Source organism: Novosphingobium sp. PhB55, assembly GCF_004368805.1.
Lineage (GTDB): Bacteria > Pseudomonadota > Alphaproteobacteria > Sphingomonadales > Sphingomonadaceae > Novosphingobium.
Genome location: NZ_SODQ01000007.1, coordinates 278,349 through 296,525, shown reverse-complemented (window position 1 = coordinate 296,525; position 18,177 = coordinate 278,349). Strand labels below are relative to the sequence as shown.

Below are 18,177 nucleotides of genomic sequence, written 5' to 3'. Positions count from 1 at the left end.
GGCTCGTCGTGTGGTCGAACCGCGGGCCGCGCCTGCCACTGGCCTTGCGCGCATCTCGGGATTAAAGCGCAAGACCATGACCCGCCTGCCAATCATCCTCGCCGCCGCGCTTTCGCTGATGGCATGCACCTCCTCCCCTGGCAGCGCGGACGCCCCGGCGACCTCGGATCGCCGGGAAGCGCCAGGCGCGCCGCAAGCCGCCGGCGGCGCCCGGCTCGCCGCGGCCTGCAAGGGGAAGGAAGGCTGGGGCGATCCCGCGCCGCCTGCGCATCTGTTCGGCAACAGCTGGTATGTGGGTACATGCGGAATTTCGGCCATTCTCGTCACGGGCCGTGAAGGCCATGTCCTGATCGACGGCGGAATTCCGGAAGCCGCCCCCCTGGTGCTCGCCAATATCGCCGCGGCCGGCTTCAAGGCGAAGGACGTGCGCTGGATCCTCTCCAGCCACGAGCACTTCGATCATGCCGGCGCTTTGGCGGCTCTCCAGCGCGCTACCGGGGCGCGCGTCGCGGCCCTGCCCGCGGCCGCCGAGGTTCTGGAAACCGGCAAACCCCCTGCCGCCGATCCGCAATTCGGTCAGCTCGATGCATTTCCTCGCGTCCACGTCGACCGCCGCCTGGCCGACGGGGAGCGCGTGACGCTCGGCGACATCACTCTGGTCGCCCACGCCACGCCGGCCCATTCCGCCGGCTCGACCAGCTGGACCTGGCGCACCTGCGATGACAACCGCCAGTGCCTGACGATCGCCTATGCCGACAGCGTCAGTGCGATTTCCTTCAAAGGCTATCGCTTCAGCGACCATCCCGAGCGCATCGCCGGGGTCCGTCAGGGCCTCGCGCGGGTAGCCGACCTTCCCTGCGACTTGCTGGTCACCCCGCATCCCGGCGCGAGCGACCTGCTTGCGCGCTTTGCCGGCACATCCCCGCTTGTCGATCCCACCGCCTGCCAGCGCTATGCGGCCGGCGCCACTGCCCGCTTCGATCAGCGCCTCTCGCAAGAGGCCGCGGACGAAGCGAAGGAGACCCGTTCGTGAGTTGGAAAATCACTGCCTACGCCCCGCGCACCGTCGTTGAAGGCGCTCTTGTCGCGCATGAGGACGCATTCGACTGGGATCCGGACATCGTGCTTTCGGGAAGCGAAATCGCGGAAGACAGGCCGGACGACTGGCAACTCGAAGCCTGGCTCGGCCATGAACCCGGCGAGGCGGACCGCGCGGCGATCGCGGCGTTGTTCCAGGGCGAAGTGCCGGAATTCATCGTCGAGGAACTGCCGGACACCGACTGGCTGGTAACCAGCCAGCAAGGGCTGGAGCCGATCCGCGCCGGCCGTTTTCATGTCCATACGCCCGATCACCCTGCCCTCGACGAGCCCGGCGTAATCGATTTCACGATCCCCGCCAGCCAGGCTTTCGGCACGGGCCAGCATGCGACCACGGCCGGATGCCTGGCCATGCTCACGCACATGAAGGCGCAGGGCCTTATCTTCCGGAATCACGCCGACATCGGCACCGGCACCGGTCTGCTGGCCTTCGCGGCCGTGGCGCTCTGGCCCCGCGCCCGCGCCACGGCCAGCGACATCGACCAGGTCTGCGTGGGCGTGGTGGAAGACAATGCTGCGGCCAATGGTGTGAAGATGGGCCCCCGCGGAGGCGAACTGGTCATGACCATCGCCGACGGCATGGATCATCCACTGATCGCCGCGCGCGGCCCTTACGACCTGATCATGGCCAACATCCTGGCGGGACCTCTGGTTTCACTGGCCCCGGACTTTGCGCAGTCGCTGGCGCCGGGCGGCAGCCTGGTCCTGGCAGGGCTGCTCGAGACCCAGGAAGACGCGGTGCGGCGGGCCTGCCGCCGCGCGGGACTTCGGCTGGCCGGGCGCTTGGTGAACGGCGACTGGTCGATTCTCTGGATGCGCGCGCGCCGCAGGTGACGCGCAGCTGACCCGAATGCGCGGCAAAATGCCCTCTGCCGCGCAGGGAACTGCGTCCCCTTCAGAGCATTCCTGGATCCGCCGCGCGAACCCCACTCATCCGAAAGAGCCAAAAGCTACCCCTGAAAGTTAATATGGGTAAACCGGCTATGGATAGTGCAGTAAGAATTGGTTTTTCGGTTTATTGTGTAATTTCATAAAATTACGTACATGCGCGTAATTTCGCGTTAACCATGCCTGGTTACGTCGAATTAAGGGTTTGCACCAAGAATTAAGACCAAGGGGGGCTGGTAACAACAGCTCAAGAGGCCAACATGCTTCAATCTGAACTCGATCGGCCCAAGGCCGTCGTGGGACCCCTGGGGGAAGCTCTCGACAGGGGCAGCTTGCCGCCGCGCAGTACGTCACGATGGGTCGTTCGCCGCAAGGCGGAAGTCGTTGCGGCGGTGAACGGCGGACTGCTCACGATCGCGGAAGCCTGCGACCGCTACGACCTCACGCTTGAGGAACTGGCGTCCTGGCAGCGAGCGGTCGAACGCGAGGGCATGGCGGGGCTGCGCGCCACCCGGGTACAACACTATCGGCACCTGCACGAACAGCAGGCTCGCCGCATCTGATCAGAAAGGGGAACCGGCGGCTTCTGTCCACCGGTTCCCTTTTCGATTCTGCCCGGTTTGCGCCCCGGTCCGCGGCGATTCATTAGCTAGCCGGCCGCCTGCACGATCCGCGCCCATTCGGCTTCGTCGATCACCTGGATCCCCAGGTCCGCGGCCTTCTTCAGCTTCGACCCGGCCCCCGGCCCCGCCACCAGCAGGTCGGTCTTGGCGGAAATCGAGCCAGCGGCCTTGGCCCCGAGCCTTTCGGCCTGGGACTTGGCTTCATCACGGCTCATGGTTTCCAGCTTGCCGGTGAACACCACCGTCTTGCCGGCCACTTCGCTGTTCACCGTCTCGACCACATAAGGCGGCGGAGAAACTTCCGAGAGCAAGTCCTCCCAGACCGCGCGGTTATGCTCCTCGTGGAAGAAGTCTCCCAGCGCTTCGACCACGGCAGGGCCGATACCGTCGATCGAGACCAGTTCCGAATAGGCATCGCTCCCGGCGGCCGCCGCCTCCTCCCCGTCCCGCACCTGGATCGCCTCGGCAACGATCCGAAGGTCCGGCAGGGTCTCGAACCGCTTCATCAGGTCGCGCGCCGTCACGGCGCCGATATGGCGTACGCCCAGGCCGAAAAGGAGCCGCGCTGCATCGGGGCGCCGCTTGCTTTCCACGGCCGCCAACAGGTTGTCCACAGACTTGTCCTTCCACCCGTCGAGCGCGAGAATATCCTCGCGGCGCTTGCGCAGGCGGAAGATATCGGCCGGGCTTTCCAGCCAACCCTTGGAGAAGAACTCATCGATCGTCTTTTCGCCCAGACCCTCGATGTCGAGCGCCCCGCGGCTGACGAAATGCTTGAGGCGCTCCGTCCGCTGGGCCGGGCAGATGAGCCCGCCCGTGCAGCGCACGTCGACTTCGCCTTCTTCGGCCACCGCTTCGCTGCCGCACTGCGGGCAGTGATCGGGGAACCGGAACGCAGGGCGTTCCTCATCGCGGGTCGCGTTGTCGACCACCTGGGGAATGACGTCGCCGGCACGCTGCAGCACGATACGGTCGCCGGGGCGAACGCCAAGCCGGGCAATCTCGTCGCGGTTGTGCAAGGTCACGTTGGTTACGGTGACCCCGCCGACCAACACCGGCTTTAGGCGGCCGACCGGGGTGAGCTTGCCGGTGCGACCGACCTGGATATCGATCGATTCCAGCAGTGTCTCGGCTCGCTCGGCCGGGAACTTGTGCGCCAGTCCCCAGCGCGGCGCCTTGGCCACGAAGCCGAGGCGCTGCTGCCAGTCGAGCCGGTCGACCTTGTAGACCACGCCGTCAATCTCGAACGGCAAGGCCGCGCGGCCGTCACGAATGGCGCGATAGGCCGTCAACATCTCCTCCACCGAATGGCAGAGGCGGAATTGCGGCGAGACCGGCAGGCCCCAGGATTCGATCTTGCGGATAACCTCGTGCTGGCTGGCGCCGGGAACCTGACTCGCCGCCCCCCAGCCATGGGCCCAGAATCGCAAGGGCCGCTTGGCAGTGACACCGGCATCCTTCTGTCGGAGCGAGCCGGCAGCGGCATTGCGCGGATTGGCGAACTGGCGGACCTTGCTCTCGTCGAAGGCTTCGCCCTTGGTTTCCGCCAAAGCGCGGGCCTCGGACATCAGCGTCTCGTTGAGCGTCCGGAAAGCCGCCTTCTCCATGTAGACTTCGCCGCGAACTTCAAAGACCTCCGGCACGTCGTCGCCCCGCAGTTCCTGCACGATATCCGCGATATGCGCGACATTGGGGGTCACATCCTCGCCCACTTGTCCATCGCCGCGCGTCGCTGCGCGCACGAGCTTGCCATGCTCGTAGCGCAGCGAGCAGGACAGGCCGTCGATCTTGTCTTCCGCCGTCAGCAGCACCGGCTCCTCGGCGGGCAGCGACAGGAACCGCCGCACGCGGCTGACGAAGTCGGCCACTTCCTCGTCGGTAAAGGCATTGTCGAGGCTCATCATGCGAACCTCGTGCGTTACTTTCGAGAGCGGCGAGGCAGCCACTTCGTGACCGACCTTGTTGCTCGGACTGTCCGGACGCGCGAGATGCGGGAACGCCGCTTCGAGTTCGGCATTGCGGCGGACCAGCGCGTCGTACTCCGCGTCCGAGATTTCGGGCGCGTCCTCGGCATGATAGAGCCGGTTGGCACGGCTGATCTGGCGCGCCAGGCGCATCAATTCGTTGGCGGCTTCGGCTTCACTGGTCTCGGACTGGGTCATGCCCGTGTGATAGGACAGACCGGCGCGGGTTGGAATTCCCCTCCCCGCTTAATCCCCCTCGATCGGATCGAACTCCAGATGGAGGCTGGCGAGCGCACGCAGGATATAGGTCGGCTCGTAGCTGAAGCTCAAACCGCCGTCGGGCCGCTGATGGGCGGGAGCCAGGCGAATGTTGCCCATGCGGGCCAGCAACCGCTCAATACTGGTCACGACCTCCCGGCGGGCGAGCGGAGCCCCGATACAGGTATGGGCGCCGCGCCCAAAAGCCAGGTGCTCCTTGATCCTGGGACGATCCATGTCGAACCGATCGGGCTGGGCGAAGCGCGTGGGATCTCGGTTGGCGGCCATGTGCGAGAGGAGGATCGCCGTCCCGGCCTTGATCTCGACACCGCCGAGCGTGGTCGTCTTCTGGCATAGCCGTCCGCCACTCTTCACCGAGCCATCGAAGCGCAGCACTTCCTCGACAAAAGCGGGGATGCGGCCGGGATCGTCCCGCAGCAGTTGCTGGATGTCCGGCCTGGTGGCGATGATGCGGAAGGCATTGGCGAGCAGGCGATTCGTCGTATCCTGCCCGGCCCCGAACAGAAACGCGGCCAGGCTGGTAAGATCGACCAACGAAGGCTTCCTGCCATCGGGATAACTCGCCTGGGCCAGTTCATTGAGAATGTCCTCGTGGGCTAGCAAACCGCGCAAGGGGCGCATCAGCGGGTGGGCCGACATGCGCCGCTGGGCGATCAGCTTGAACAGGTCCTTCCCCACGCCCACGAGCGGGTTCTTCAGCATCTCCTCTTCGCTGGCGTCCATGGGCACTGGAATCGCGCCCTCCAGCAGGACGCGGAACTTGTTCCGGGTCCGCTCCGACAGCCCCAGCAAGTCGGAAATCACCAGAGCGCCGTAAGGACCGCCATATTGGCGAACGAGGTCCACATGGCCGTCCGCGGCGAACTCGTCGATCAGCCCTTCCGCCGTCGCCAGCAGCTTGGGCTGAAGTTCCTTCAGGCGGCTGGGCGTGAAGAGCCGGGCAATGATCGAACGCAAGTCGGCATGGCGCGCCCCGCCCTCAGTGACGATCTGGTCACCGAAAGCGATCTGCCCGCGATGGGACTCCAGCTCGGCGGAGATGTCGTCTCCAGTCGGCTCGAACGGGAGCGAGGCCACCGGGCCCGTCACCGCGTTGATCGAGGAAAAGTGCTCGGTATCGAGCATGACCTGAATGGTCTCCTCGTAGCCCGTCACGGCGAAGGCATTGCGATAGGGCAGGCGCACGACCGACCCCTTCGCGCGGAGAAAGTCGAAATAGGCGTGCGGATCGTCGACCAGCGAGACGTCGGTGTACCAGTCGGCCGTCTCGTAGGCCGAGGGCGCCGGATGAAGTGCTGGACTGGACACGGACTTGATCTCCCGATTCTTATGATCCTTTGTGTATCACAAATTCGAAAGCGGTCAATCGAAGGCGAGACCCGACCGGCGACAGCTTTCGCTCCCGTTTTTCCAGAGGCACGGCTATGAACCGGCGATGCCGACGATCATTCCGCCCGATGCCCCTGCCTTGCCTGCTGCTTTCGACATTCTGGGCATCGCGGTTTTCGCGCTGACCGGAGCGCTTTCCGCGGCGCAGATGCGGCAGACTTTCGTCACGGTCGCGTTTTTCGCGCTGATGACCGGCGTCGGCGGCGGCACCTTGCGCGACCTTCTGATCGGCGCGCCGGTCTTCTGGGTGCGCGATCCTTTCGTGGTCCCGGTGTGCCTCGCCGTGGCGATCCTTGCCTGGTTCACGCCCGTGCGGTGGTGGCAGGGTCTCTTGCTGGAGTGGGCAGACGCGATGGGCCTGGCGGTCTATTCCGGATTCGGCACGATCAAGGCCATGGCCTGGGGCGTACCGCCGGTGCCGGCCATGGTGATGGGCGTCGTCACCGGCTGCGTCGGCGGGATCGTGCGCGACGTCGTGGCGGGACAGCCGTCGATCCTGATGCGGCCGGAGCTTTACGTGACGGCAGGTGCACTTGCAGCAGCCGTCGCGGCGACCGGACTGGCCCTGGGCTTTGCGCCCGTGCTCACCTGGGCTATCGCCGCAAGCGCCGGCTTTGCCTTGCGCGGCGCCGCAATACATTGGTCGCTCGGCCTCCCTGCGCACGAGGGGGCGGACTGAGCGGCAGGCAAGGCCGCGTCCGGACCGCTAAAGCCCGGGAACGTCGTCGAAGCCGAGATCCACGATCCTTCCGCGAACGATCTTGCATTCGAAAGAGCCGCGCGCAGGGGTATTGTCGCGCCAGGCCGGTCCGCCTCCGCCTACGCGGACCCACCCTTCGATCTCATAACCTTCCGGCTTTCGCTCGAAGCTCTTGAGCCCGATGACGTCGACACCGGTGAATTTCGCTGTCTTCGCCGCGTCCTCGGCGGCGGCCACGCACTTGTGGCCCGCCTGCCGCGAACTGACGCCATAAGCATCGGGCTTGTTGTCCAGCCTGGGATCCGCCGCGAAGCGATCGGTCTGAGCCAGTACCGGAGCCGCCATCACGGCTCCTGCAAGAAGTGCGCAGCGAGACAGTGTCCTGAAAAGGTTCGGCATGGTTCGTCGCTCCCTTGCGGTCGGCCGCCCAAGCGGCCCGCGAACCATGCCATAGTCCGGCTTTCAGCGCCGAACGCAACCCACTCTCATGCCCGCTTGGCGCGGAACCTCACTTCGGAACCGACAGCCCGGTCCACTGCGCCACGAAAGACAGCACATCCGCACTCTCCTCGATCACCTTGTCCGTAGGCTTGCCCGAACCGTGCCCGGCGCGCGTCTCGATACGAATGAGGTGCGGCTTGTCGCCCAGCGGCGCCGCCTGGAGGGCCGCCGCATACTTGAAGGAATGCCCCGGCACCACGCGATCGTCTGTATCGGCCGTGGTGACCAGAATGGCAGGATAATCCGTGCCCGCCTTAATATTGTGGTAAGGCGAATACGCGCGCAGCACGCGGAAGTCCGCCTCACGGTCAGGATAGCCGTAATCGTCGACCCAATAGCGCCCGGCCGTGAATCGGTCGAAGCGAAGCATATCCATCACCCCGACTTGCGGCACGCCGGCAGCAAACAGGTCGGGCCGCTGGTTCAGTACCGCACCGACCAATAGGCCGCCGTTCGATCCGCCCTGAATCGCCAATCCATCCTTGGCGGCGATGCCCTCTGCCTTGAGGTATTCTCCCGCAGCGATGAAATCGTCGAAGACGTTCTGCTTGTTGGCCCGGCGCCCGGCGTCATGCCAAGCGCGGCCGTACTCGCCGCCACCGCGCAAATTCGCCATCGCGAAGGCGCCGCCCGCCTGCACCCAGGCCATACGGCTCGCCGAGAAGCCCGGCGTCAGCGAAATATCAAACCCGCCGTAGCCGTAGAGCAGCGTCGGCACCGGCTTGCCTGCCTGCGCTACGTCTTTGCGGCGTACCAGGAACATCGGCACGCGCGTGCCATCCTTCGAAACGTAGAAACGCTGCTCGACTGCGATTTGCGCGGGATCGAAGTCCATCGCCGGTTCCGCGAAGGGCTCAGAAGCGCCGGTATCGAGATTCATGCGGAAGATCGACGCGGGACGGTTGAAGCTGGTGAACGAGTAGAACGTCTCTGGATCGCCCGGTTTACCCCGGAAGCCGGAAGCGGTGCCGATGCCGTTGAGAGCAAGCGCCCTGCCCGGCTTGCCGTCCAACCCAACGATCTCCGCATGGCTGGCGGCATCGCGCATATAGTTGAGAACCAGCTGGCGGCCGACGATGCCTGCTTTTTCGAGGATATCCTCGCGTTCGGCCACGACTTGCGTGAACACAGGATCGCTCGCGGCCAGATCGATGCTGACGAGGCGGTAGCGCGGAGCACTCTCGTTGGTCACGAGCCAGAGCTTCTGCCCGGCCCCTTCCACAAGGCGCCAGTCATCCTTGAAGCCGGTGACGATCGAGCGCGCGTGCCATCCGGTCTTGCCGCGCTTAGAAAGATCGACCACCCGCACGTCGTAGCGGGAATCCGTGCCGATGTGCGACGTGATGACCGCCAGGCGGCCGTCCTGCGTAACCTCGGCGGTATGGCCGTAGTCAGGATGCTCGGGTGTGGAGTAGACGAGCTCGTCCGCGGCCTGGGGCGTGCCCAGACGGTGGTAGTAGACGCCCTGATTGTAGTTCCGGCTCTGGAAAGCCGCGCCATCCTCCGGTGCGGGGAAACGGGAATAAAGGAAGCCTTCCTCCCCGATCCAAGCCAGTGCGCTGAATTTCACCCAGCGCAGCTCATCTTCAAGGACTTTGCCGCTGGCGGTGTCCATCACATGGAGAATGCGCCAGTCGCTGCCGCCGTCCTGTACGCTGTACAGCAGATAGCGGCCCTGCTGCGACGGCTCCCAGGCGTCCAGCGCGGTCGCGCCATCCTTGGCCCAGGCATTGGGATCGAGCAGAAGCCGCGCCTTGCCGTGCAGGCCGTCGCGCACGAAAAGCTGCGACTGGTTCTGCAAGCCGGTGTTGCGCGTATAGAAATACCGGGTGCCAGCCTTCGTCGGCAGCCCGAAGCGCTCGAAGTTCATGAGCGCACTGATGCGCTGCTTGAACCACGCTCGCTGCGGCAGAGTCTCTAGGTAATTCTCGGTGTAGTGCGATTCGCGATCCACCCAGTCGGCCACTTTGGCGTCGTGGCGGACGTCCGCCTCCAGCCATCGATAGGGATCCGCGATCTTTTCCCCAAACAGGGTTTCGACCACATCGTCTCGGCGCGTTTCTGGATAGTTCATCGTGGCCACCGTCTGCGCCGAAACCGGCATGGCTGCAAGCAGCAGGCTGAAAGTCATCGCACAAGCCGTCGCAATATGAGCCCCGCCGAGCCCGCCCTTCCAAGGCATTCCATTCCCCTGATTTCAAAAAACAAAAAGCGGCCGCGAGCCTAGCACTCGCGACCGCTCTTGCAATGTCTGGTCCGCCTCCTTGTGGAAAGCGGGCCTTCAGAAGCTATCAGGCTTCTGCGTATTCTTCGGTTTCGGCAGCAACCGGACCCGAATCCTGGCCCTTGGCTTCCACGTCGCGATCAACCAGTTCGATGATCGCGATCGGAGCGGCGTCCGATGCGCGGATGCCGGCCTTGATGATGCGGGTGTAACCGCCTTCACGGTTCTTGTAGCGCTCTGCGAGCACTTCGAAGAGCTTGGCTTCCTGCGTTTCGTCGAGAAGGCGCGCGTGCGCGAGACGACGGTTCGAAAGGCCGCCATGCTTCGCCAGCGTGATCAGCTTCTCGATGTAGGGACGCAGTTCCTTCGCCTTTGGCGTGGTGGTCTTGATCTGCTCGTGCTTGATGAGCGCAGCGGCCATGTTGCGCAGCAGCGCAGTACGGTGGCCGGACTTGCGCTGCAGCTTGCGGCCGCCCATTTTGTGACGCATGATTTCTTCTCCGTTCGTCAGGCAGCCGTCTCAGGTACTGCCTGCCGGGCGATGTGGTGCGGCCACCGCCCAAAACCGGCTCACGTATCGTGAAGCGCTGCCCTCAAGACGATCTGACTTAAAGAGTCAAGCGCGAAGGGCGGAATTCCGCCCTCATTAAAAGAAGAAGGGCCCCGCATCGCTGCGAAGCCCTTCTTCTTTGCATATCGGAAAGACCGATCAGCCGAGCAGTTCCTGCTCGAGCTTCTTGGCCATTTCTTCGATGTTCTCGGGCGGCCAGCCTGGGATGTCCATGCCGAGGCGCAGACCCATCGAGGAAAGAACTTCCTTGATCTCGTTGAGCGACTTGCGGCCGAAGTTCGGCGTGCGCAGCATCTCGGCTTCGGTCTTCTGAACCAAGTCGCCGATATAGATGATGTTGTCGTTCTTGAGGCAGTTGGCCGAACGCACCGACAGCTCCAGTTCGTCGACCTTCTTGAGAAGGTAACGGTTGAGCTGGTTGGTGTCGCTCTCCTCCGAAGCAGCAGCGCCGCCAGCAGCCATGCCGATCATCGGCGACTGGCCAACCGGAGCGATGTCCTCGAAGTGGACGAACAGCGCCAGCTGGTCCTGGAGAATGCGCGCGGCATAAGCCACGGCGTCTTCAGGGGTGACGGTGCCGTCGGTTTCGACCGCGAGGCTCAGCTTGTCGTAGTCGAGTTCCTGACCGATACGGGCATTGTCGACCTTGTAGCTGACCTGACGGACCGGCGAGTAGAGCGAGTCGACCGGGATAAGACCGATCGGCGCGTCAACAGGACGGTTCGACACGGCGGGGACGTAGCCCTTGCCGGTGTCGGCGGTGAGTTCCATGTTCAGGACCGCACCCTCGTCGAGGTGACAGATCACGAGGTCCTTGTTCATGACCTCGATATCGCCCGAAACGGCGATGTCGCCCGCCTTCACTTCACCCGGGCCAGTGGCCGAGAGCTGAAGACGCTTCGGGCCTTCGCCCTGCATCTTGAGAGCGATCTGCTTGACGTTCAGGACGATGTCCGTGACGTCCTCGCGCACACCGGCAAGCGACGAGAATTCGTGCAGCACGTTCTCGATCTTGATCGAGGTGATCGCGGCGCCCTGCAGCGAGGAGAGCAGCACGCGACGCAGCGCGTTGCCGAGCGTCAGGCCAAAACCGCGCTCGAGAGGTTCGGCGACGAAGGTCGCCTTCAGCTTGGGGTCGGGTCCCGGCTTGATCTCAAGGCTGTTCGGCTTCTTGAGTTCCTGCCAGTTCTTGATGTTGACAGTCATGGACTTCCCCTGGGAGTGATGGCGGTTACGCCCCGAAGCCTGGTGGAAAGGCTCGGGACGTTCCGAAGCCGGACAGCGACCGGTTCGCCGTCCGGATTAGCTCGATCAGACGCGGCGACGCTTGGAAGGACGCACACCGTTGTGCGGGATCGGCGTCACATCGCGGATCGAGGTAATGGTGAAGCCGACCGCCTGGAGGGCGCGCAGGGCGCTCTCACGGCCCGAACCCGGGCCCTTGACTTCGACTTCGAGGGTGCGGACGCCGTGCTCGGCGGCCTTCTTGCCGGCATCGTCAGCTGCAACCTGTGCAGCGTACGGGGTCGACTTGCGGCTGCCCTTGAAGCCCATCATGCCGGCCGAGGACCACGAAATCGCGTTGCCCTGGGCGTCGGTGATGGTCACCATGGTGTTGTTGAAGCTGGCATTCACATGCGCAATGCCGCTGGTGATGTTCTTGCGCTCGCGGCGCTTAACGCGCTGAGGTTCGCGTGCCATGTTCGTGTATCCTGTCGAAAAATCGCTGGGGGAAACCGGTTGGGTCGATTGCTCGACCCAATCAGCTTACTTCTTCTTGCCGGCGATCGGCTTGGCCTTGCCCTTGCGGGTGCGCGCATTGGTATGCGTGCGCTGGCCACGAACCGGCAGACCCTTGCGGTGACGCAGGCCACGGTAGCAGGCGAGGTCCATCAGGCGCTTGATGTTCATCGCGGTTTCGCGACGAAGATCACCCTCGACCGTGAGGTCGGCGTCGATCGTTTCGCGGATCTGCAGGACTTCGGCGTCCGACAGGTCCTGTACGCGACGGCTGTGATCGATGCCGAGCTTGTCGGCGATCTCGAGAGCCTTGGTACGACCGATACCATGGATGTAGGTGAGCGCGATGATAACGCGCTTGTTGGTGGGGATGTTTACCCCGGCAATACGAGCCACTTAAATCTCCATGCTCCACAGGGAGCGCCCTAGGGACGACCCCTATCTCAACGCTTACTCACCCGAAAGGTGAAATGACAACAGCGCCCGGTCGGCGGCACGCTTGGTGCCATCGCCACCCGGACTTGCCGAAACCTTTTGAGTGAAGGGCGCGCATAGAACGATTCGCAAGGGCTGTCAACGCCCGCGAACCTGTTGCCGCTCGATCCCCGTCGCATGTCGGAGCGGGGAGAGTGACTTCGCGATCTGTGTATCGCATCTAAGGGCGTTAGTCAAAGAAACGACCGGGTTCCAGGCGGATGCGCCGGCATAGAAGGGCCGCTCGCCGACAAGCCGCCTTTTCCATACTGTCCCTCGGCCGGAAAGACGAAGCCCCGACCCTCTGCGGCTCGCACCGGCAAAGGATCGGGGCTGTCGGATAAGCTCTGTCGGTCGAGGGGGCGATGCCCCCCCTGGTTCAGGTCCTCAGCGCGCCCTCGATGGCAGCGGTAACATGATCCATGTCCGCCATGCCATCCACCTTGGCCACGATGCCGCGCGCCTCGTAGATAGGCAGGATCGGCGCTGTCTTGGCACGATACTCGGCCAGGCGGGTGCGCACGGTTTCTGCATTGTCGTCCGGGCGACGCTTGAATTCCGTCCCTCCGCACTTGTCGCAGACGCCGTCGACCTTGGGCCGCTCGAACGTGTCGTGATAGCCCTTGCCGCAAGTCGCGCAAGTAAAGCGCCCGGTGATCCGCTCGACCAGCGCCTCTTCGTCGACCTCAAGCTCGACCACATGATCGAGCTTGCGGCCGCGAGAGGAAAGAATCGCGTCGAGCGATTCCGCCTGCGCGGCGGTACGCGGATAGCCGTCGAAGATCGCGCCGGTATCGGCGCCCATCGCGTCCAGTTCATCGCCGATCAGCGCCGAAACGATGGCGTCCGAAACCAGCTCGCCGCGTTCCATTACGGCCTTGGCTTCAAGTCCCGTGGGCGTGCCCGCCTTTACGGCGGCGCGCAGCATGTCGCCAGTCGAGAGCTGGCGCATGCCATGCCGTTCGACCAGACGCTGCGCCTGGGTGCCCTTGCCCGCCCCCGGCGGGCCCAACAGGATGATATTCACGCCTTACCCCTCATCTGTCCCTGAATGCGCTATCAGCGCATACGGCCCTTCAGTTTCGCCTTCTTGATCAGATCGCCGTACTGGTGCGCCAGCAGGTGCGACTGAATCTGAGTAATCGTGTCGACGGTGACGTTGACGACGATCAGCAGGCTGGTCCCACCCATGAACAGCAACGGCAGACCGGTCATCGAGAGGAAATACTCGGGAACGGTGCAGACGATGGTCAGGTAGATCGCGCCGATCACGGTCACGCGCGTCAGCACATAATCGAGATAGTTCGCGGTGTTCTTGCCCGGACGGATGCCGGGAATGAAGCCACCGTTCTTCTTCAGGTTCTCGGCCGTTTCCTCGGGATTGAAGACGACGGCGGTGTAGAAGAACGAGAAGAAGATGATACCCGATGCGTAAAGCAGCATGTAGAGCGGCTTGCCGTGGCCCAGGTACTGGTTGAGCGCGACAACGATCTTGCCCCAGGTCGATTCGGGGTTCAGCGACTTGCCCGCGAACTGGGTGATGGTGAGCGGCAGCAGCAGCAGCGAACTTGCGAAGATCGGCGGGATGACGCCCGCGGTATTGATCTTCAGCGGCAGATGGCTGCGATCCGCCTGCATCATGCCGCGCTGCGTGGCGCGCTTGGGATACTGGATCAGCAAGCGGCGCTGTGCGCGTTCTGCGAAGCAGATCATCAGGATCATCGCCACGATCAGCACGATCAGCGCGATGATCAGGAACGAGCCCGTGTCACCGGCGCTGTAGGCCTGCCCCACGTTGCTCGCGAAAGTCGGCATCTGCGCGACGATACCGGCCATGATGATCAGCGAAACGCCGTTACCGATACCGCGCGAAGTGATCTGTTCACCCAGCCACAGCAGGAACATGGTGCCGCCGACCAGCGAGATGACGGCGCCGACGCGGAACAGAAGGCCCGGATCGACGACGGCCTGCAGGCCGCTCGACGCGCCGTAAGCTTCGAGGCTGACGGCCAGGAACCAGCCCTGGATGGCGCAGAGCAGCACAGCGCCATAGCGGGTGTACTGGTTCAGCTTCTTGCGCCCGGCTTCGCCTTCCTTCTTCAGCGCCACCAGCGCCGGGTGAAGCGAAGCAGCCAACTGCACCACGATCGAGCTGGTGATGTAAGGCATCACGCCGAGCGCAATCAGGCTCATTCGCGAAAGCGAACCGCCCGAGAAAGTGTTGAAGAGGTCGAGAATGCCGCCCTGGGTCTTGCTGTAAAGCTGCGAGAGAATCAGCGGATTGACGCCGGGCAGCGGAACGAAGCTCAGGAAGCGGAAAACGATCAGGGCGCCGATCGTGAACCAGATGCGGTTCTTGAGCTCGGTCGCCTTCGAGAAATTGGCCAGGCTCAGAGTGCTGGCGATATTGTCGGCGCGTGAAGCCATGACGTTTTGTAAAGCCTCGATAGTCGGTTCGGGTCCAGCCTTAGCGACTGCAAGAAGGCTTGTCGAACACCGGTTCTGGTCCGCTCATATAGACATTCGTACCGGGTCTGGAAGCCCTGTCGCCCCGCGCCCCATCGAATCCGCCATGTTCTAAGGCCGATCCAAGTCAAGGCACCCGTTGGAATGAAGAGAGGGCGAAGCGCATGGCGCCCGCCCTCCCTTTATGAGCATATCGCGGTTGCGATGCCTCAGGCCTCAGCGGCTTCCTTGGCAGGAAGCATCACCGAACCACCAGCCTTCTCGACTGCGGCAACAGCGCTCTTCGAAGCACCGGCAACGTTGAACTCGACCTTCTCGGTCAGTTCACCCTTGGCGAGGAGGCGCACGCCGTCCTTGCCGCCACGGGCCAGGCCGGCGGCCTGGAGAACAGCGTGGTCGACGACGCCCGAGATGTCGAGCTTGCCGGCTTCGATCGCCTTCTGGATCATGCCGAGGTTCACTTCAGCGTAGTCCTTGGCGAACTTCTTGTTGCTGAAGCCGCGCTTCGGGAGACGCATGTGAAGCGGCATCTGGCCGCCTTCAAAGCCGTTGATCGAGACGCCCGAACGCGCCTTGGCACCCTTCTGGCCGCGGCCAGCAGTCTTGCCCTTGCCCGAACCGATGCCACGGCCGACGCGGATACGACGATGACGGGCGCCATCGTTGTCGCGGATTTCGTTCAACTTCATAGTCTGCACTCGCTTTCGCTTTTGGTCGCGCTAATGGGAAGGCGGCCCAATAGGCGAACCGGCCGGCCTTGTCACCCCTGAATCCGCGATGTCGCGGCTTCAGCTGCCCCGCATGCGAATCACCAGCTTCGCATCGCCCGGCACTGTTCGCCCTTCGGCGTTGCGTGCGGGCTTCCAATGCAGTTGCTCCCGGCCAAGCCGGCAAATGTCGGCGTCGAACGCCGTCGAAACGGTTTTGGGCTCAAAACTGCAAGATTTGATCTTGCCCTTGGCATCGATGGCGAACTTCAACTCGTGCCGCGTCATCGTGTCCTTGTTGAACACGGTACCGTAAGTGTCGCCCAGCTTGGCCAGTTCGGCGTTGAAGGCCGCCTTGTTGCCGTCCGGAAGCGCCGGCTCTTCCGCAAGCGCGTTATATTCCTGCTCCGTTACCAGCGACTTCATCCGAAGAACCAAGGCAGTCCAGGACAGCGCCCGCGCGATCTGCATCGGCGAATCGCGGTCGACCAGGGCCTGGCACTGGGCACCCGACGGACTGGCATGCTGCGACAGCAAGAACCCTGCGGCCGCCTCGCGGCGATAGGCGATGGCCCAGGCGAGCGGAGTCATGCCGAAGAGATCGGGCGAATCGATCGTCGTCAGTCCGTCCAGCGCGTCGCCCGTTGCATCAGCAGTGGGCGCCTCCAGCAGCTTGCGAAGCACAGCGACATTCCCCCGGCGAGCAGCGTCGGCAAGTGTCGAGCTTTCCGACAAGGGCCCGAGGTTCGCATAGCCATAGTCGCGCCCGTGACGCTTCACGCCCTTCCTCTCCGCCGTCTTGCCCGAAGCTGCGGCATCCGCGGGCTTTGCACTTGCGCCCTTCTTGTCGGCCTTTACCGGCTTGGCGTCTTTGTCGGCCTGGTCCGACTTGCCTTCGCCCTCAACCGCCGGAACCACGCGACAGACGTCACGATAGGGATAGGCATCATCGGCGATTAGCGTCTCGTTGAAGGTACGTGCGAAGTCTCCAAGGGGATCCTCCCCCTCTTCGCCGGCACCCTCAGTGCCCGTGGCGATCGGGATGGGAGCCGGCGTGGGCAGCGCATCATCGCCGAAATACGTCACGACGCGCGCCATGCGGGGCGAAAGACCGCCGCGAAGCACGCATTGGGCCCCAAACTCAGTCGTGTCGATGCCGTCCAGCGTGACCGCAGCGACAAGACGATAATCCCCGGAAGCGGCCGCCTTGTGCGCCTCTGCAACGGGATCGGCCTGTCCAGTGGCGAGCAACGCCTTCAACGCCTTATCCGCAAGCCGGTCACGCTCGAGCGTCGCCGGATCCGCGAGCGGATCGTTACAGGCCGGTTCGGCAGCCGGGCTTTCCTGCACATAGGTTTCGCCGTTGTCGCTCGGTTCGCTGCCCTCGCATCCGGAAACGGCGAGAGCGGCCAGGCACAAGGATGAGGCCGCGATGGTCCTGCGAAGCAATGTATCCCCCGGGGAAATCCAAATCCCGCCGCGCTTAGCACAAGTCATGCCCGATTGGGGAGCCGGACACGCAGCCACACACAGATTTCGCGCGAGCGCGTCTAGCCTCGCCCTTTCCATAGCCCCTAGCGCCCTGCCCTTCGCCAAAACCAGAAAGGCCCCGGTGTTTCCACCGAGGCCTTTCCGAATATCGTGCCTGAGGCAGGTCGATCAGTCGACCACCGCAACCATGTGCGGCAGCTTTGCGATCGCACCACGGACTTCCGGGGTGTCTTCGCGTTCGACGACCTTGTGCATCTTGCCGAGGCCAAGACCGATGAGGATCTTCTTCTGGCTCTCGGGGCGACGGATCGGCGAACCGATCTGCTTGATCTTGATCTTCGCCATGAGACTTACTCCACGATGGCTTCGGCAGCGGCTTCAGCCTCTGCCTCGGTGGCACCACCGCGACCAAGCAGGTCAGCGACCTTCTTGCCGCGACGCTGTGCAACCGACTTCGGCGAAGTCTGGTTGACGAGCGCGTCGAAGGTAGCGCGGATCATGTTGTACGGGTTCGAGGTACCGACCGACTTGGTCACGACGTCGTGGACGCCGAGGCTCTCGAACACGGCGCGCATCGGGCCACCGGCGATGATGCCGGTACCGGCCGGAGCCGAACGCACATTCACCTTGCCGGCGCCGAAGTGGCCCCGACCGTCATGGTGAAGCGTGCGGCCTTCCTTCAGTGCCACGCGGACCATCTTCTTCTTTGCAGAAGCAGTGGCCTTCGTGATTGCCTCGGGAACTTCGCGAGCCTTGGCATGGCCAAAGCCTACGCGGCCCTTGCCGTCACCCACGACGACCAGTGCTGCGAAGCCGAAGCGCTTGCCGCCCTTGACCGTCTTCGAAACGCGGTTGATGTGGACGAGCTTTTCAATCAGCTCTTCGCCCTGCTCTTCCTCGTTCCGGCCGCCACGGCGGTCGTCGCGACGGCCACGGCCGCCACGCTCACCGCGTTCGCCACGGCCACGGCCACGGCCACGACCTTCACGAGTCTCCTGCGCGTCGCCACCCTGGGGGTGCTCGGCCGCGATCGGTGCTTCGTTGATGTTTTCGTCAGCCATG

The 18,177-nt window shown here is 63.9% G+C and carries 18 protein-coding genes; 4 read left to right on the top strand and 14 right to left on the bottom strand.

The genetic code is table 11. The annotated features are described in order from the left end of the window. Positions 1–76 precede the first annotated feature (76 nt). From bla to EDF57_RS18860, 3 genes are all read left to right on the top strand, one after another. On the top strand, positions 77–1,033 hold the full coding sequence (gene bla, locus EDF57_RS18870) for a subclass B3 metallo-beta-lactamase (protein ID WP_134095340.1): 957 nt from the start codon (positions 77–79) through the stop codon (positions 1,031–1,033). Continuing rightward, positions 1,030–1,932, top strand: coding sequence for a 50S ribosomal protein L11 methyltransferase (locus EDF57_RS18865; RefSeq protein WP_134095339.1), 903 nt, complete (start codon positions 1,030–1,032; stop codon positions 1,930–1,932). The genes bla and EDF57_RS18865 overlap by 4 nt, the downstream gene beginning before the upstream one ends. Positions 1,933–2,246: 314 nt before the next feature. Then, on the top strand, positions 2,247–2,549 hold the full coding sequence (locus tag EDF57_RS18860) for a DUF1153 domain-containing protein (protein ID WP_132263779.1): 303 nt from the start codon (positions 2,247–2,249) through the stop codon (positions 2,547–2,549). Between the two features lie 86 nt (positions 2,550–2,635). On the opposite strand, the gene ligA is transcribed toward EDF57_RS18860, so the two are convergent. Further along, positions 2,636–4,771: an NAD-dependent DNA ligase LigA gene (ligA, locus tag EDF57_RS18855; protein ID WP_134095338.1), complete on the bottom strand. Its 2,136-nt coding sequence runs from the start codon at positions 4,769–4,771 to the stop codon at positions 2,636–2,638. Between the two features lie 48 nt (positions 4,772–4,819). Beyond that, positions 4,820–6,160 carry a cytochrome P450 gene (locus EDF57_RS18850; RefSeq protein ID WP_134095337.1) on the bottom strand — a complete coding sequence of 447 codons (1,341 nt, stop codon included), beginning with the start codon at positions 6,158–6,160 and terminating at the stop codon, positions 4,820–4,822. A 127-nt stretch (positions 6,161–6,287) separates the two neighbouring features. On the opposite strand from EDF57_RS18850, the gene EDF57_RS18845 reads away from it, so the two are divergent. Then, a complete protein-coding gene (locus EDF57_RS18845; protein ID WP_134095336.1) occupies positions 6,288–6,920 on the top strand; it encodes a trimeric intracellular cation channel family protein in 633 nt (210 codons plus the stop codon). 27 nt (positions 6,921–6,947) lie between these two features. Here EDF57_RS18845 and EDF57_RS18840 read toward each other — a convergent pair whose 3' ends face one another. From EDF57_RS18840 to rpsE, 12 genes are all read right to left on the bottom strand, one after another. Then, entirely contained in the window at positions 6,948–7,286 is a 339-nt protein-coding gene (locus EDF57_RS18840) for a hypothetical protein (protein WP_134095335.1), read from the bottom strand. A 163-nt stretch (positions 7,287–7,449) separates the two neighbouring features. Further along, a complete protein-coding gene (locus EDF57_RS18835) occupies positions 7,450–9,573 on the bottom strand; it encodes a prolyl oligopeptidase family serine peptidase (RefSeq protein WP_134095334.1) in 2,124 nt (707 codons plus the stop codon). A gap of 160 nt (positions 9,574–9,733) precedes the next feature. After that, on the bottom strand, positions 9,734–10,156 hold the full coding sequence (gene rplQ, locus EDF57_RS18830) for a 50S ribosomal protein L17 (protein ID WP_132263790.1): 423 nt from the start codon (positions 10,154–10,156) through the stop codon (positions 9,734–9,736). Positions 10,157–10,375: 219 nt separating this feature from the next. Continuing rightward, positions 10,376–11,443 carry a DNA-directed RNA polymerase subunit alpha gene (locus tag EDF57_RS18825; RefSeq protein WP_134095333.1) on the bottom strand — a complete coding sequence of 356 codons (1,068 nt, stop codon included), beginning with the start codon at positions 11,441–11,443 and terminating at the stop codon, positions 10,376–10,378. Between the two features lie 105 nt (positions 11,444–11,548). Continuing rightward, positions 11,549–11,938 (bottom strand): 30S ribosomal protein S11, encoded by a 390-nt coding sequence (rpsK, locus tag EDF57_RS18820; RefSeq protein ID WP_132263794.1) that lies wholly within the window; start codon positions 11,936–11,938, stop codon positions 11,549–11,551. Between the two features lie 66 nt (positions 11,939–12,004). Next, entirely contained in the window at positions 12,005–12,373 is a 369-nt protein-coding gene (gene rpsM, locus EDF57_RS18815) for a 30S ribosomal protein S13 (RefSeq protein WP_132263796.1), read from the bottom strand. A gap of 457 nt (positions 12,374–12,830) precedes the next feature. Further along, complete coding sequence (locus tag EDF57_RS18810) at positions 12,831–13,478, bottom strand: adenylate kinase (protein ID WP_134095332.1); 648 nt, start codon at positions 13,476–13,478, stop codon at positions 12,831–12,833. 32 nt (positions 13,479–13,510) lie between these two features. Then, positions 13,511–14,878 carry a preprotein translocase subunit SecY gene (gene secY / locus EDF57_RS18805; RefSeq protein WP_132263799.1) on the bottom strand — a complete coding sequence of 456 codons (1,368 nt, stop codon included), beginning with the start codon at positions 14,876–14,878 and terminating at the stop codon, positions 13,511–13,513. 248 nt (positions 14,879–15,126) lie between these two features. After that, entirely contained in the window at positions 15,127–15,606 is a 480-nt protein-coding gene (rplO, locus tag EDF57_RS18800) for a 50S ribosomal protein L15 (protein WP_134095331.1), read from the bottom strand. 99 nt (positions 15,607–15,705) lie between these two features. Further along, positions 15,706–16,974: a hypothetical protein gene (locus EDF57_RS18795; RefSeq protein ID WP_166675317.1), complete on the bottom strand. Its 1,269-nt coding sequence runs from the start codon at positions 16,972–16,974 to the stop codon at positions 15,706–15,708. Between the two features lie 309 nt (positions 16,975–17,283). After that, complete coding sequence (rpmD, locus tag EDF57_RS18790) at positions 17,284–17,460, bottom strand: 50S ribosomal protein L30 (RefSeq protein WP_132263804.1); 177 nt, start codon at positions 17,458–17,460, stop codon at positions 17,284–17,286. A gap of 5 nt (positions 17,461–17,465) precedes the next feature. Beyond that, complete coding sequence (rpsE, locus tag EDF57_RS18785; RefSeq protein ID WP_132263806.1) at positions 17,466–18,176, bottom strand: 30S ribosomal protein S5; 711 nt, start codon at positions 18,174–18,176, stop codon at positions 17,466–17,468. Position 18,177: the final 1 nt, after the last annotated feature.